The 16,076-nt window shown below is 50.8% G+C and carries 11 protein-coding genes, 2 tRNA genes and 3 rRNA genes; 12 read left to right on the top strand and 4 right to left on the bottom strand.

All coding sequences use genetic code 11. From position 1 onward, the window contains the following. The first annotated feature begins 30 nt into the window (after positions 1-30). The 7 genes from trkH (at position 31) to rrf (ending at position 7,594) form a co-directional block, all read left to right on the top strand. Entirely contained in the window at positions 31-1,482 is a 1,452-nt protein-coding gene (trkH, locus tag HV229_RS24490; protein ID WP_003017848.1) for a Trk system potassium transporter TrkH, read from the top strand. 11 nt (positions 1,483-1,493) lie between these two features. Continuing rightward, positions 1,494-2,039, top strand: coding sequence for a menaquinone-dependent protoporphyrinogen IX dehydrogenase (hemG, locus tag HV229_RS24485; RefSeq protein WP_016155152.1), 546 nt, complete (start codon positions 1,494-1,496; stop codon positions 2,037-2,039). A gap of 352 nt (positions 2,040-2,391) precedes the next feature. Further along, positions 2,392-3,933 (top strand): 16S ribosomal RNA (locus HV229_RS24480). Positions 3,934-4,004: 71 nt separating this feature from the next. Next, positions 4,005-4,081, top strand: a tRNA-Ile gene (locus tag HV229_RS24475). Positions 4,082-4,189: 108 nt separating this feature from the next. Continuing rightward, a tRNA-Ala gene (locus HV229_RS24470) sits at positions 4,190-4,265 on the top strand. Between the two features lie 208 nt (positions 4,266-4,473). Next, a 23S ribosomal RNA gene (locus HV229_RS24465) occupies positions 4,474-7,380 on the top strand. Positions 7,381-7,478: 98 nt separating this feature from the next. Next, a 5S ribosomal RNA gene (rrf, locus tag HV229_RS24460) occupies positions 7,479-7,594 on the top strand. Together the 16S, 23S and 5S rRNA genes with 2 tRNA genes alongside form the textbook arrangement of a ribosomal RNA operon. A gap of 121 nt (positions 7,595-7,715) precedes the next feature. Here the strand turns inward: rrf and mobB are convergent. Both mobB and mobA read right to left on the bottom strand, forming a co-directional pair. Beyond that, positions 7,716-8,219 (bottom strand): molybdopterin-guanine dinucleotide biosynthesis protein MobB, encoded by a 504-nt coding sequence (gene mobB, locus HV229_RS24455; RefSeq protein WP_181546586.1) that lies wholly within the window; start codon positions 8,217-8,219, stop codon positions 7,716-7,718. Continuing rightward, positions 8,216-8,800: a molybdenum cofactor guanylyltransferase MobA gene (gene mobA / locus HV229_RS24450; protein ID WP_016157861.1), complete on the bottom strand. Its 585-nt coding sequence runs from the start codon at positions 8,798-8,800 to the stop codon at positions 8,216-8,218. The genes mobB and mobA overlap by 4 nt, the downstream gene beginning before the upstream one ends. A gap of 69 nt (positions 8,801-8,869) precedes the next feature. On the opposite strand from mobA, the gene HV229_RS24445 reads away from it, so the two are divergent. The 3 genes from HV229_RS24445 (at position 8,870) to dsbA (ending at position 10,842) form a co-directional block, all read left to right on the top strand. Then, positions 8,870-9,139 carry a YihD family protein gene (locus tag HV229_RS24445; RefSeq protein WP_003028616.1) on the top strand — a complete coding sequence of 90 codons (270 nt, stop codon included), beginning with the start codon at positions 8,870-8,872 and terminating at the stop codon, positions 9,137-9,139. 76 nt (positions 9,140-9,215) lie between these two features. Continuing rightward, on the top strand, positions 9,216-10,202 hold the full coding sequence (locus HV229_RS24440) for a serine/threonine protein kinase (protein WP_181546584.1): 987 nt from the start codon (positions 9,216-9,218) through the stop codon (positions 10,200-10,202). Positions 10,203-10,218: 16 nt separating this feature from the next. Continuing rightward, positions 10,219-10,842: a thiol:disulfide interchange protein DsbA gene (gene dsbA / locus HV229_RS24435; protein ID WP_016155156.1), complete on the top strand. Its 624-nt coding sequence runs from the start codon at positions 10,219-10,221 to the stop codon at positions 10,840-10,842. A 13-nt stretch (positions 10,843-10,855) separates the two neighbouring features. On the opposite strand, the gene HV229_RS24430 is transcribed toward dsbA, so the two are convergent. Continuing rightward, a complete protein-coding gene (locus HV229_RS24430; protein WP_249417803.1) occupies positions 10,856-11,716 on the bottom strand; it encodes an acyltransferase in 861 nt (286 codons plus the stop codon). On the opposite strand from HV229_RS24430, the gene HV229_RS26410 reads away from it, so the two are divergent. After that, positions 11,610-11,945 carry a hypothetical protein gene (locus tag HV229_RS26410; RefSeq protein ID WP_249417805.1) on the top strand — a complete coding sequence of 112 codons (336 nt, stop codon included), beginning with the start codon at positions 11,610-11,612 and terminating at the stop codon, positions 11,943-11,945. The genes HV229_RS24430 and HV229_RS26410 overlap by 107 nt on opposite strands. Positions 11,946-12,160: 215 nt before the next feature. Then, positions 12,161-14,947: a DNA polymerase I gene (polA, locus tag HV229_RS24425; RefSeq protein ID WP_181546580.1), complete on the top strand. Its 2,787-nt coding sequence runs from the start codon at positions 12,161-12,163 to the stop codon at positions 14,945-14,947. A 333-nt stretch (positions 14,948-15,280) separates the two neighbouring features. On the opposite strand, the gene yihA is transcribed toward polA, so the two are convergent. Next, a complete protein-coding gene (yihA, locus tag HV229_RS24420) occupies positions 15,281-15,913 on the bottom strand; it encodes a ribosome biogenesis GTP-binding protein YihA/YsxC (RefSeq protein WP_005121851.1) in 633 nt (210 codons plus the stop codon). Positions 15,914-16,076: the final 163 nt, after the last annotated feature.

Genomic DNA, 16,076 nt, shown 5'->3' with positions numbered 1-16,076 from the left:
TCATTTTAAAGAACTAAGGAAGCGGCAGAGATGCATTTTCGCGCCATCACCCGAATCGTTGGACTACTGGTCATCTTATTCTCGGGGACAATGATTATCCCCGGACTGGTAGCGCTCATCTACCGCGATGGGGCAGGGCGTGCGTTTACCCAAACTTTCTTCGTTGCTCTGGCGATCGGCTCCATGCTGTGGTGGCCAAACCGTAAAGAGAAGGGCGAGCTGAAATCGCGCGAAGGGTTTCTGATTGTCGTTTTGTTCTGGACCGTGCTGGGTAGCGTGGGTGCGCTACCGTTCATCTTTGCGGAAAGCCCTAACCTCACGATAACCGACGCTTTTTTTGAATCCTTCTCCGGATTAACCACCACGGGGGCGACAACGCTGGTGGGGCTGGATTCATTGCCACACGCTATCCTCTTTTATCGACAGATGCTGCAATGGTTCGGCGGGATGGGGATCATCGTGCTGGCGGTGGCTATTCTGCCTATTCTTGGCGTCGGTGGGATGCAGCTCTACCGGGCAGAAATGCCGGGCCCGCTGAAAGATAACAAAATGCGTCCGCGCATTGCCGAAACGGCGAAAACGCTGTGGCTTATCTATGTATTACTGACGGTGGCGTGTGCGCTGGCGCTATGGTTTGCCGGGATGCCCGCGTTTGACGCTATTGGGCACAGCTTTGCTACGATAGCCATCGGCGGCTTTTCCACACACGATGCCAGCGTGGGGTATTTCGACAGTCCCACGATTAACACCATTATTGCTATCTTCTTGCTGATCTCCGGTTGTAACTATGGTCTGCACTTCTCTTTACTCAGCGGTCGCAGCCTGAAGGTCTACTGGCGCGATCCAGAATTCCGCATGTTCATTGGGGTGCAGCTGACGCTGGTGGCTGTCTGTACGCTGGTGCTGTGGATACACAATACCTACGGTTCGGCACTCACGACCATCAACCAGGCTTTTTTTCAGGTGGTATCGATGGCGACGACCGCCGGATTTACTACGGACAGTATTGCCCGCTGGCCGCTGTTCCTGCCGGTGCTGTTGCTATGTTCTGCTTTTATTGGCGGCTGTGCCGGGTCGACGGGCGGTGGCTTGAAGGTGATTCGAATCCTGTTGCTGTTTAAGCAGGGTAACCGCGAATTGAAACGACTGGTCCACCCGAATGCGGTTTACAGTATCAAGCTGGGTAACCGTGCTTTGCCGGAGCGAATCCTTGAAGCTGTTTGGGGATTCTTCTCTGCCTATGCGCTGGTCTTTATTATCAGTATGCTGGCGATTATTGCGACCGGTGTTGATGACTTCTCCGCGTTTGCCTCTGTTGTGGCGACGCTGAATAACCTGGGGCCAGGGCTGGGGGTTGTTGCCGACAACTTTGCCAGTATGAACCCCGTGGCGAAGTGGATCCTGATTGCCAATATGCTGTTTGGTCGTCTGGAGGTCTTTACCCTGCTGGTACTCTTTACCCCTACTTTCTGGCGTGAATAATGGAGTAACACGTGAAAACACTGATTCTTTTTTCTTCCCGGGACGGACAAACGCGTGAAATCGCCGAGTATCTGGCTTCTGAACTCAAAGAGCTGGGCGTTTGGGCGGATGTCGTTAATTTGCATCGTACCGCGGAGCCTGACTGGCAAAATTATGACAGCGTGGTGATTGGCGCCTCGATTCGCTATGGTCATTACCATGCAGCTTTTCAGGAGTTTGTGAAAAAGCATGCCACACGGCTGAACGCGATGCCGAGTGCCTTCTACTCCGTAAACCTGGTTGCCCGTAAACCGGAGAAACGCACGCCGCAAACTAACAGTTATGCGCGTAAGTTCCTGATGAGTTCGCCGTGGCGGCCTGATCGCAGTGCGGTTATTGCTGGCGCTTTGCTGTATCCACGCTATCGCTGGTATGACCGCGTTATGATCCAACTGATAATGAAGATGTCAGGCGGTGAAACAGATACCAATAAAGAAGTGGTGTATACCGATTGGGAACAGGTCGCGGATTTCGCGCGGGAAATCGCCCAATTAACCCACAAAACGTTGTCAAAATAAGCACAAAGAATAAAAAATACGCACTCGGAAGATTATTTTAAATTTCCCCTTGTCAGCCTGAAATAACTCCCTATAATGCGCCTCCACTGACACGGAACAACGGATTACACGCCGCCGGGTCAGCGGAGAAAAGCAAAAATAAATGCTTGACTCTGAATGAGGAAAACGTAATATACGGGACCTCGCGACAGAGCGCTAAAGCGCGTCGCAACTGCTCTTTAACAATTTATCAGACAATCTGTGTGGGCACTCGAAGATACGGATTCTTAACGTCGCAAGACGAAAAATGAATACCAAGTCTCTGAGTGAACACGTAATTCATTACGAAGTTTAATTCACGAGCATCAAACTTAAATTGAAGAGTTTGATCATGGCTCAGATTGAACGCTGGCGGCAGGCCTAACACATGCAAGTCGAACGGTAGCACAGAGGAGCTTGCTCCTTGGGTGACGAGTGGCGGACGGGTGAGTAATGTCTGGGAAACTGCCCGATGGAGGGGGATAACTACTGGAAACGGTAGCTAATACCGCATAACGTCGCAAGACCAAAGAGGGGGACCTTCGGGCCTCTTGCCATCGGATGTGCCCAGATGGGATTAGCTAGTAGGTGGGGTAACGGCTCACCTAGGCGACGATCCCTAGCTGGTCTGAGAGGATGACCAGCCACACTGGAACTGAGACACGGTCCAGACTCCTACGGGAGGCAGCAGTGGGGAATATTGCACAATGGGCGCAAGCCTGATGCAGCCATGCCGCGTGTATGAAGAAGGCCTTCGGGTTGTAAAGTACTTTCAGCGAGGAGGAAGGTGTTGTGGTTAATAACCGCAGCAATTGACGTTACTCGCAGAAGAAGCACCGGCTAACTCCGTGCCAGCAGCCGCGGTAATACGGAGGGTGCAAGCGTTAATCGGAATTACTGGGCGTAAAGCGCACGCAGGCGGTCTGTCAAGTCGGATGTGAAATCCCCGGGCTCAACCTGGGAACTGCATCCGAAACTGGCAGGCTAGAGTCTTGTAGAGGGGGGTAGAATTCCAGGTGTAGCGGTGAAATGCGTAGAGATCTGGAGGAATACCGGTGGCGAAGGCGGCCCCCTGGACAAAGACTGACGCTCAGGTGCGAAAGCGTGGGGAGCAAACAGGATTAGATACCCTGGTAGTCCACGCCGTAAACGATGTCGACTTGGAGGTTGTGCCCTTGAGGCGTGGCTTCCGGAGCTAACGCGTTAAGTCGACCGCCTGGGGAGTACGGCCGCAAGGTTAAAACTCAAATGAATTGACGGGGGCCCGCACAAGCGGTGGAGCATGTGGTTTAATTCGATGCAACGCGAAGAACCTTACCTACTCTTGACATCCAGAGAACTTAGCAGAGATGCTTTGGTGCCTTCGGGAACTCTGAGACAGGTGCTGCATGGCTGTCGTCAGCTCGTGTTGTGAAATGTTGGGTTAAGTCCCGCAACGAGCGCAACCCTTATCCTTTGTTGCCAGCGGTCCGGCCGGGAACTCAAAGGAGACTGCCAGTGATAAACTGGAGGAAGGTGGGGATGACGTCAAGTCATCATGGCCCTTACGAGTAGGGCTACACACGTGCTACAATGGCATATACAAAGAGAAGCGACCTCGCGAGAGCAAGCGGACCTCATAAAGTATGTCGTAGTCCGGATTGGAGTCTGCAACTCGACTCCATGAAGTCGGAATCGCTAGTAATCGTGGATCAGAATGCCACGGTGAATACGTTCCCGGGCCTTGTACACACCGCCCGTCACACCATGGGAGTGGGTTGCAAAAGAAGTAGGTAGCTTAACCTTCGGGAGGGCGCTTACCACTTTGTGATTCATGACTGGGGTGAAGTCGTAACAAGGTAACCGTAGGGGAACCTGCGGTTGGATCACCTCCTTACCTTAAAGAACCGACCTTTGTAGTGCTCACACAGATTGTCTGATGAAAATTAGCAGTAAGAAAATCTCTGCAGGCTTGTAGCTCAGGTGGTTAGAGCGCACCCCTGATAAGGGTGAGGTCGGTGGTTCAAGTCCACTCAGGCCTACCAAATTCGCCTCCGTGCTGTGTTACGGCGATGCTCGCATACTTCAGTATGCTTCGCACCACCGCGCCTTGCCCGGAAACGAATTAGGGTACAGAGATTAGCATTTACGATGGGGTTATAGCTCAGCTGGGAGAGCGCCTGCCTTGCACGCAGGAGGTCTGCGGTTCGATCCCGCATAGCTCCACCATCCTTTACTGCAAAAAAACAAGAAAACTTCAGAGTGTACCTGAAAAGGTTCACTGCGAAGTTTTGCTCTTTAAAAATCTGGATCAAGCTGAAAATTGAAACGACACACTGTTTCATTTCTCCGTAAACAAGAAATGAAAAGCGGTGTGTCCGAGTCTCTCAAATTTTCGCAACACTGAAGTGTTTTACGAAACATCTTCGGGTTGTGAGGTTAAGCGACTAAGCGTACACGGTGGATGCCCTGGCAGTCAGAGGCGATGAAGGACGTGCTAATCTGCGATAAGCGTCGGTAAGGTGATATGAACCGTTATAACCGGCGATTTCCGAATGGGGAAACCCAGTGTGATTCGTCACACTATCATTACGTGAATACATAGCGTAATGAAGCGAACCGGGGGAACTGAAACATCTAAGTACCCCGAGGAAAAGAAATCAACCGAGATTCCCCCAGTAGCGGCGAGCGAACGGGGAGCAGCCCAGAGTCTGAATCAGCATGTGTGGTAGTGGAACGGTCTGGAAAGTCCGACGGTACAGGGTGATAGTCCCGTACACAAAAGTGCATGTGTTGTGAACTCGAAGAGTAGGGCGGGACACGTGGTATCCTGTCTGAATATGGGGGGACCATCCTCCAAGGCTAAATACTCCTGACTGACCGATAGTGAACCAGTACCGTGAGGGAAAGGCGAAAAGAACCCCGGCGAGGGGAGTGAAAAAGAACCTGAAACCGTGTACGTACAAGCAGTGGGAGCCTCTTTATGGGGTGACTGCGTACCTTTTGTATAATGGGTCAGCGACTTATATTCTGTAGCAAGGTTAACCGAATAGGGGAGCCGAAGGGAAACCGAGTCTTAACTGGGCGTTAAGTTGCAGGGTATAGACCCGAAACCCGGTGATCTAGCCATGGGCAGGTTGAAGGTTGGGTAACACTAACTGGAGGACCGAACCGACTAATGTTGAAAAATTAGCGGATGACTTGTGGCTGGGGGTGAAAGGCCAATCAAACCGGGAGATAGCTGGTTCTCCCCGAAAGCTATTTAGGTAGCGCCTCGTGAACTCATCTTCGGGGGTAGAGCACTGTTTCGGCTAGGGGGTCATCCCGACTTACCAACCCGATGCAAACTGCGAATACCGAAGAATGTTATCACGGGAGACACACGGCGGGTGCTAACGTCCGTCGTGAAGAGGGAAACAACCCAGACCGCCAGCTAAGGTCCCAAAGTCATGGTTAAGTGGGAAACGATGTGGGAAGGCACAGACAGCCAGGATGTTGGCTTAGAAGCAGCCATCATTTAAAGAAAGCGTAATAGCTCACTGGTCGAGTCGGCCTGCGCGGAAGATGTAACGGGGCTAAACCATGCACCGAAGCTGCGGCAGCGACACTATGTGTTGTTGGGTAGGGGAGCGTTCTGTAAGCCGTTGAAGGTGTGCTGTGAGGCATGCTGGAGGTATCAGAAGTGCGAATGCTGACATAAGTAACGATAATGCGGGTGAAAAACCCGCACGCCGGAAGACCAAGGGTTCCTGTCCAACGTTAATCGGGGCAGGGTGAGTCGACCCCTAAGGCGAGGCCGAAAGGCGTAGTCGATGGGAAACAGGTTAATATTCCTGTACTTGGTGTTACTGCGAAGGGGGGACGGAGAAGGCTATGTTAGCCGGGCGACGGTTGTCCCGGTTTAAGCATGTAGGCGGAGATTCCAGGTAAATCCGGAGTCTTGCTAACGCTGAGGTGTGATGACGAGGCACTACGGTGCTGAAGTAACAAATGCCCTGCTTCCAGGAAAAGCCTCTAAGCATCAGGTAACACGAAATCGTACCCCAAACCGACACAGGTGGTCAGGTAGAGAATACCAAGGCGCTTGAGAGAACTCGGGTGAAGGAACTAGGCAAAATGGTGCCGTAACTTCGGGAGAAGGCACGCTGATATGTAGGTGAAGTGATTTACTCATGGAGCTGAAATCAGTCGAAGATACCAGCTGGCTGCAACTGTTTATTAAAAACACAGCACTGTGCAAACACGAAAGTGGACGTATACGGTGTGACGCCTGCCCGGTGCCGGAAGGTTAATTGATGGGGTTATCCGTAAGGAGAAGCTCTTGATCGAAGCCCCGGTAAACGGCGGCCGTAACTATAACGGTCCTAAGGTAGCGAAATTCCTTGTCGGGTAAGTTCCGACCTGCACGAATGGCGTAATGATGGCCAGGCTGTCTCCACCCGAGACTCAGTGAAATTGAACTCGCTGTGAAGATGCAGTGTACCCGCGGCAAGACGGAAAGACCCCGTGAACCTTTACTATAGCTTGACACTGAACACTGGTCCTTGATGTGTAGGATAGGTGGGAGGCTTTGAAGTGTGGACGCCAGTCTGCATGGAGCCAACCTTGAAATACCACCCTTTAATGGCTGGTGTTCTAACGTAGACCCGTGATCCGGGTTGCGGACAGTGTCTGGTGGGTAGTTTGACTGGGGCGGTCTCCTCCTAAAGAGTAACGGAGGAGCACGAAGGTTAGCTAATCCTGGTCGGACATCAGGAGGTTAGTGCAAAGGCATAAGCTAGCTTGACTGCGAGAGTGACGGCTCGAGCAGGTGCGAAAGCAGGTCTTAGTGATCCGGTGGTTCTGAATGGAAGGGCCATCGCTCAACGGATAAAAGGTACTCCGGGGATAACAGGCTGATACCGCCCAAGAGTTCATATCGACGGCGGTGTTTGGCACCTCGATGTCGGCTCATCACATCCTGGGGCTGAAGTAGGTCCCAAGGGTATGGCTGTTCGCCATTTAAAGTGGTACGCGAGCTGGGTTTAGAACGTCGTGAGACAGTTCGGTCCCTATCTGCCGTGGGCGCTGGAGAATTGAGGGGGGCTGCTCCTAGTACGAGAGGACCGGAGTGGACGCATCACTGGTGTTCGGGTTGTCATGCCAATGGCATTGCCCGGTAGCTAAATGCGGAAGAGATAAGTGCTGAAAGCATCTAAGCACGAAACTTGCCCCGAGATGAGTTCTCCCTGACCCTTTAAGGGTCCTGAAGGAACGTTGAAGACGACGACGTTGATAGGTCGGGTGTGTAAGCGTAGCGATACGTTGAGCTAACCGATACTAATGAACCGTGAGGCTTAACCTTACAACGCCGAAGGTGTTTTGGCGAAAGAGACATCGAAATTCAGCTTGATTACAGATTACATCGACAGACCTGAGAGGTGTGTTGATAAACAGAATTTGTCTGGCGGCTGTAGCGCGGTGGTCCCACCTGACCCCATGCCGAACTCAGAAGTGAAACGCCGTAGCGCCGATGGTAGTGTGGGGTCTCCCCATGCGAGAGTAGGGAACTGCCAGGCATCAAATAAGTGAAGAAGCCCATCCTGCCGGATGGGCTTTTTTGCGTCTGCAGGGAGTGAAAACTGCCGGAGGTGGCCTCCCGCCTTATCCGGCCTACAAAGGCGTATCACGACACAGCAGCTATCTTCTTATCCATTGCGTAACAAAATCGGCAACTTGCTGTATATCGTTGATATCTAACAATGGAACATCCACCGCAAGCGGAATATCACTGGCAACCGCGATAACATAGTTGTCTAACGCCAGGTCCTCTGGACTGTGCCCGCAACCGTCGCGAAAAAGAACGATCTTAGCAACAGGTTCATGCTTAAAGCCCTCAACCAACACCATATCCAGTGTAGAATCATCCATCCTGCTTACCAGGTACGCTAAATCCAGTTCGGGCTCTTCAGGGGTCTCTACCATTAATGCCCAGCGCTGCTGGCTGGCGACCAGGGTTTGTGCTGCACCGGCTTTGCGTAGCTCATAGCTATCTTTGCCGGGCTTATCAACATCCATATTGTGATGAGTATGCTTAATCAATCCGGGACGAATGCCTCTGGCACGTAGCTCCGGGATCAATTTTTTAAGCAGCGTAGTTTTTCCCGTTCCGCTCCATGCTGCTATAGCGAGTAATGGGATCATGATTTATCCTGCCATTTTGCAAGTTCTTCAGGGGTGTTCACGTTCACGAACGCATCTTTATGATCGCTGAAATCGACAGCATGACCGCCAGCCTGGCGCATAAAGACCATGACGCGTCTTTCACCGGACTGAAGATAATCCTGTAGCAAGGGTTGCATGGTGCGGTGCATTAGCGCAATGGTCGGATGATCTCTTTCGCCATCATGCACCCAGACAACCGGTGCAGCTTTGCGCTGCTCCTTCAAACGTTTGACCAGATCGTGAGGAATATAGGGCATATCGCACGGGCAGAACAGAAACCACTCCCCCGCTTGCTGCAGGAATACCGATAGCATCCCGGCCAGTGGGCCAGGGAAATCGGCCAATGAATCAGGGATAACTTTCAGGCCGCTTTGTTGGTAAATATCCCGGTGGCGATTGGCATTAACCACCACGGTTTCGACCTGTAAAGCGAGGGTATCGGCCACATGCCGCCAAAGAGGTTTACCATCCAGCTCAAGCAGACCTTTATCGGTTCCGCCCATCCGTCTGGCCTTACCGCCTGCCAGCACAACCCCTGTTATTGCACTATCCAGAATCACTGATATCGCCTCTTTTAATGTGGGATTGACCCTGCTAACGTATCTGTATTGAGCCTAAGGAGCACAACCATGAAATGTAAACGTCTGAATGAAGTTATTGAACTCCTCCAGCCGGCCTGGCAGAAGGAACCCGATCTTAACCTGATGCAATTTTTACAGAAACTGGCGCAAGAGTCAGGTTTTGACGGCGAACTGGCGGATTTAACTGATGACATTCTGATCTATCACCTGAAAATGCGTGACTCGGCGAAAGACGCCGTCATCCCAGGTATTCAGAAAGATTATGAAGAAGATTTTAAAACCGCACTACTCCGCGCACGTGGCGTAATTAAAGAGTAAAAGCTTGTAATCGCCACCACCGAAAGCGCTGCGAAATGATATCCTGAATCATTCGTAGTATTTTCCGGATGATGGGATGAACGACAACGCTTTTAATTTCCAGACGCTACACCCGGATACCATCATGGATGCACTGTTTGAGCAGGGGATCCGGGTGGACTCCGGGCTTACCCCGCTTAACAGCTATGAAAACCGTGTCTATCAATTCCAGGACGAAGACCGTCGACGCTTTGTCGTTAAGTTTTATCGCCCTGAACGTTGGTCTGTCGAGCAGATCCAGGAAGAGCACCAGTTTGCTCTGGAACTGGTAAGCGATGAAGTCCCGGTAGCTGCACCGCTGGTACTAAGCGGCCAAACGCTGTTAAGCCATCAGGGTTTCCATTATGCGATCTTCCCCAGCGTCGGCGGGCGGCAGTTTGAGGCCGACAATATCGATCAGATGGAGGCGGTGGGGCGCTATCTGGGGCGTATGCATCAGACCGGATGCAAGCATACTTTTGCCTTTCGCCCGACGATTGGCCTTGAAGAATACCTGACTGAGCCGCGTAAGCTTTTTGAACACGCACAGTTGATCCCATCAGGGCAAAAAGCGGCTTTTCTGAAGGCAACGGATGCGCTTATCGCGGTCGTTACCGAACGCTGGCATGCACGTTTTACCACGTTACGTCTGCACGGTGATTGTCATGCCGGTAATATTCTGTGGCGCGATGGTCCGATGTTTGTCGATTTAGATGATGCCCGCAATGGCCCGGCTGTTCAGGATTTATGGATGCTCCTCAATGGTGATAAAGCTGAACAACGCATGCAGCTTGAAACCATTATCGAGGCTTATGAAGAGTTTAGTGAGTTCGACACCTCTGAAATCGGACTGATAGAACCTTTACGCGCTATGCGTTTAGTTTATTATCTTGCCTGGCTAATTCGACGTTGGGCTGACCCTGCGTTTCCAAAAAACTTCCCGTGGTTAACCGGGGAAGATTACTGGCATCGTCAGACCGCGACCTTTATTGAGCAGGCAAAAATTCTGCAAGAGCCCCCCTTACAATTAACGCCAATGTATTAATCGGAGAAATTTGAACATGAAAAAATTATGGCTGGCGCTGGCTGGTATGGTTTTAGCTTTTAGCGCATCTGCAGCGCAGTTCCAGGATGGCAAACAATACATCACTCTGGAAAAGCCTGTTGCGGGTGAACCGCAAGTGTTGGAGTTCTTCTCCTTCTACTGCCCGCACTGCTATCAGTTTGAAGAAGTTCTTCACGTATCTGATAACGTGAAGAAAAAACTGCCGGAAGGCACCAAGATGACTAAGTACCACGTCGAGTTTCTGGGGCCGTTGGGCAAAGATCTGACGCAAGCTTGGGCCGTTGCTATGGCGCTGGGCGTTGAAGATCAAGTAACCGTTCCGTTGTTTGAAGGTGTTCAGAAAACCCAGACCGTTCAGTCTGTAGCTGATATCCGTAAAGTGTTTGTCGACGCGGGTATTAAGGGTGAAGACTATGATGCGGCATGGAACAGCTTCGTGGTGAAATCACTCGTGGCGCAGCAGGAAAAAGCGGCGGCTGATTTACAGCTGCAGGGCGTTCCGGCAATGTTCGTGAATGGCAAATATCAGGTAAATCCGCAGGGCATGGATACCAGCAGCATGGATATCTTTGTACAACAGTATGCGGATACCGTGAAGTATCTGGTTGGTCAGAAGTAAAAGCAAAAGCCGGTCACTTGTGCTGACCGGCTTTTTTATTTGAGGCTTTAATCGCGTCCAGCTGCGCATCTTTCTCACTCCACAGCGTATTAAGCCATAGCTGAAACCGACGCTTGAATCCCTTATCGTTCACGTAATCACCGTGCAACTCTTCATGAATTGGCTCGAGATTCACCCGCACGACAATACGCGTTAGCTTACCGCTCAGCATATCGTAGAACGGTCGGCTGCTATTTTCCGGATAGCACAACGTGACGTTCAACATTTTATCGAACTGTGACCCCAGTACGTTCAATGCCATCGCAATACCGGCCGCCTTTGGAGGGAGCAAGTTTTGATAAGGAGAGCGGGTTTGCTCACATTTCTCTTTGGTAAAACGTGAACCTTCGACAAAATTCACAATAGTTGTCGGGTGTACGCGAAACTTCTCGCAGGAACGACGCGTTGTTTCGACATCTTTACCGCGCCGTTCTGGATGACGGAGCAGGTAGCCTCGCGAATAGCGTTTCATAAACGGCATATCCAGCGCCCAGCAGGCCAGGCCAATAAAGGGCACCCAGGCCAGTTGTTGCTTGAGGAAATATTTATTCATGGGGATGTGCTTACGGAACAGAACGCAAAGCACAACGATGTCAGCCCAGCTGTAATGGTTACAAATGAGCAGATACCAGTTTTTCTTGCTAAGACCTTCCAGTCCCTCGACATCCCACTTCAGTCGCGGATTGAGGTGTAGCAGTAGCGCCAGACCTTCACACCAGCAGTACATCATGAAATTACAGAAGACAGAAACCTTGCGCCAGACAACGGGAACGGGCAAAAGGAGTTTTACAACTCCGGCAAGGATGATCGGCACAGAACAAAAAATCGTGACCAATATGGTCAATACGATACTCAGCAACAGCGTTATCGCAGCGAGTATTCTCGTCATAATTAAATTATTCAAAAGGTTAGCCATAGATAGTGCGCTAAAGAGGCGCAAGGGGCTGATTTTATCAGAAAACGAACCAAATGATGGATCTTCCCTGAATAGAAAAAAAGGGAATATCTATCCACATCAGAATATAAGCTGTATAAATGGAATAAAATGCTACGTATTTATTTAAGCGTCTGAAATATATGTATAAATAAAATGATGTGTTAATTTTATTGCTATATTTAAAGAGCTGAAAATTATTTATTCACAAAGTTATCCACAGTCTTCTTTGCGAGCAAAGCAGAAGATCTACAAAAGTTTTTCGACAAATGCGGCGAAAAACTCATGTTTTCATCCTGTCTGTGGCATCCTTTACCCATAATCTGATAAACAGGCACGGACATTATGGTTCAGATCCCAGAAAACCCACTTATCCTTGTAGATGGCTCCTCTTACCTGTATCGCGCATACCATGCGTTCCCGCCGCTGACTAACAGTGCAGGAGAACCTACTGGCGCGATGTATGGTGTCCTCAACATGCTGCGTAGCTTGATTCTGCAATATCAGCCGACCCATGCTGCGGTGGTATTCGACGCTAAGGGTAAAACCTTCCGTGATGAGTTATTCGAACACTACAAGTCACACCGCCCACCCATGCCGGACGATCTGCGTGCGCAGATTGAGCCTCTGCATGCGATGGTAAAAGCGATGGGGTTGCCACTGCTGGCCGTTTCGGGCGTGGAAGCAGACGATGTGATCGGTACGCTGGCGCGGGAAGCAGAGAAGGCGGGTCGTCCGGTGTTGATTAGTACCGGTGATAAAGATATGGCTCAGTTGGTGACACCGAATATCACCCTGATCAACACCATGACCAATACGATCCTCGGCCCGGATGAAGTGGTGAATAAATATGGTGTTCCACCAGAACTGATCATCGATTTCCTGGCGCTGATGGGGGATTCCTCAGATAACATCCCAGGCGTTCCTGGCGTAGGTGAAAAAACCGCGCAGGCTCTGCTGCAGGGGCTGGGGGGGCTGGATACCCTCTATGCTGAATCAGACAAAATCGCGGGGCTGACTTTCCGTGGTGCGAAAACTATGGCGGGCAAACTTGAGCAGAATAAAGAGGTAGCGTACCTCTCTTATCAATTAGCTACCATCAAAACGGATGTTGAACTGGAGTTGACCTGCGAGCAGTTGGAAGTACGTCAGCCGGCAGCGGATGAACTACTTGGCCTGTTTAAACAGTATGAATTCAAGCGTTGGGTTACTGACGTTGAAGCGGGTAAATGGCTACAGGCGAAAGGAACGAAGCCGGCGGCAAAACCACAGGAAACTATCGCTGTCGATGAAACGCCTGAGGGGCCGGCCACGGTTCTCTCGTATGATAACTATGTGACAATTCTGGATGAAGCGACGCTGGAAGAGTGGATTGCGAAGCTGAAAAAAGCGCCTGTCTTTGCCTTCGATACTGAAACTGACAGCCTGGACAACATCTCTGCGAATCTGGTTGGCCTGTCTTTTGCCATTGAACCGGGTGTGGCTGCATATGTTCCTGTTGCCCACGATTACCTGGACGCCCCCGATCAGATCGCTCGCGACCGCGCGCTGGCATTGCTGAAGCCGCTGCTGGAAGATGAGAACGCGCATAAAGTCGGGCAAAACCTGAAGTACGATCGCGGTATCCTGGCGAACTATGGCATTGAACTGCGTGGCATCACCTATGACACCATGCTCGAATCCTACATTCTTAACAGCGTCGCTGGCCGACACGATATGGACAGCCTGTCGGACCGCTGGCTGAAACATAAAACCATCACCTTTGAAGAGATCGCCGGAAAGGGCAAAAACCAGCTGACCTTTAACCAGATAGCGCTGGAAGAAGCCGGACGTTACGCTGCGGAAGACGCCGACGTTACGCTACAGCTCCATCTCAAAATGTGGCCAGAATTGCAGCAGCATAAAGGACCGCTGAACGTCTTTGAAAATATCGATATGCCGCTGGTTCCTGTTTTGTCTCGCGTTGAGCGCAACGGTGTAAAAATCGATCCGGCTGTTCTGCACAAACATTCAGAAGAGCTGACGCTGCGTTTGAACGAGCTGGAGCAAAAAGCGCACGAGATCGCCGGAGAAGCGTTTAACCTCTCTTCCACCAAGCAACTGCAAACTATCCTGTTTGAAAAGCAGGGTATTAAGCCGCTGAAGAAAACCCCTGGCGGCGCGCCATCAACGTCGGAAGAGGTACTGGAAGAGCTCGCGCTCGATTACCCATTGCCGAAAGTGATCCTGGAATATCGCGGCTTAGCAAAACTGAAGTCGACCTATACGGATAAGCTTCCGTTGATGATTAACAAGAAAACCGGGCGCGTTCACACCTCCTATCACCAGGCGGTGACCGCTACCGGGCGCTTGTCATCCACGGATCCAAACCTGCAGAACATCCCGGTACGTAATGACGAAGGTCGTCGTATTCGTCAGGCGTTTATTGCGCCAGAAGACTACGTGATTGTCTCCGCAGACTACTCACAGATTGAGCTGCGTATCATGGCGCATCTCTCGCGTGATAAAGGTCTGCTTACCGCATTTGCCGAAGGGAAAGATATTCACCGCGCAACGGCGGCGGAAGTCTTTGGCTTACCGCTGGATTCCGTGACTGGTGAACAACGCCGCAGCGCGAAAGCCATCAACTTCGGTTTGATCTACGGGATGAGTGCCTTTGGTTTGGCGCGCCAGTTGAATATTCCGCGTAAAGAAGCACAGAAGTACATGGACCTCTACTTCGAACGCTACCCTGGCGTGCTGGAATATATGGAACGCACCCGTGCACAGGCAAAAGAGCAAGGTTATGTCGAAACGCTGGAAGGGCGTCGTCTCTATTTACCGGATATTAAATCCAGTAATGGCGCTCGTCGCGCTGGTGCAGAGCGCGCGGCAATTAACGCCCCGATGCAGGGTACTGCCGCAGACATTATCAAACGAGCCATGATTGCGGTGGACGGATGGCTGCAAACCGAGCAACCACGTGTGCGCATGATCATGCAGGTACACGATGAACTGGTGTTTGAAGTGCATAAAGATGACCTCGAAAGCGTCTCTAAAAAGATCCATCAACTGATGGAAAACGAGACCCAGATTGATGTGCCGTTGCTGGTGGAAGTCGGTAGTGGCGAAAACTGGGATCAGGCGCACTAAGGGTTTACTGAATAACGCCCCTTTTTCGTAACTAAGCAACATAAGATAGAACTTTTTGTGATGTCCATTAGAATTCCCTATGTAAGGAATGAAAAAAAATTACAAAAAGTGCTTTCTGAGCTGCTCAAAAAAGAGTAAAGTTATTCACGTAGGGTACAGAGGTAAGATGTTCTATCTTTCAGACCTTTTACTTCACGTAATCGGATTTGGCTGAATATTTTAGCCGCCCCAGTCAGTAATGACTGGGGCGTTTTTTATTGTGCGAAAGAAAAGTTTCGTACAGGCTGTAGGCCGGATAAGACGCGCAGCGGCGCTATCCGGCATATCGGTGGGTTATTCCCCGTCCTGCATCTCTTCAATCGGCGCCAGTTCACTAAACCAGCTATCCAGCTTCTGCCGAAGTTTGTCCACGCCCAGTTTTTTCAGTGATGAAAATGCTTCTACCTGTACATCACCGTTAAATGCCAGTACGGCTTCACGTACCATATTCAACTGGGCTTTGCGCGCACCGCTGGCCAGCTTGTCTGCTTTAGTCAGCAGTACCAGAACCTGAACGTTGCTCTCAACCGCCCACAGGATCATCTGCTGGTCGAGGTCTTTTAGCGGGTGACGAATATCCATCAGTACCACCAGACCTTGCAGGCTCTGACGTTTTTCCAGATATTCAGCCAGCGCGCGCTGCCATTTGCGCTTCATCTCTTCCGGAACTTCGGCATAACCGTATCCTGGCAAATCGACCAGGCGTTTGCCGTCAACGACTTCAAACAAGTTGATGAGCTGAGTACGACCCGGCGTTTTAGATGTACGCGCCAGACTCTTTTGATTCGTCAGGGTATTTAGCGCACTGGATTTGCCTGCGTTGGAACGGCCAGCAAAAGCCACTTCGATACCGGTATCGGAAGGTAAGTGGCGAATATCAGGCGCACTCATCACAAAGTGCGTCTGTTGATAATTCAAGTTAGTCAAAGCAGTCCTCTCCATCAATCAGGGCTTTGCAGCGATTATACCTGAACCCCAGCAAAAGGCTGGTTTTTCGACGCGTAGGCTATGTAAGTAAAAACCTCGCACTTTGTGAGACATTGCCGATAGTTTCTATACGAGATGACAGAGTAAAAAATGACGTAACTAA

The sequence above is a fragment of the Citrobacter sp. RHBSTW-00524 genome, from assembly GCF_013747755.1.
GTDB lineage: Bacteria > Pseudomonadota > Gammaproteobacteria > Enterobacterales > Enterobacteriaceae > Citrobacter > Citrobacter braakii.
This window is presented reverse-complemented; position numbering and strand designations above follow the sequence as displayed.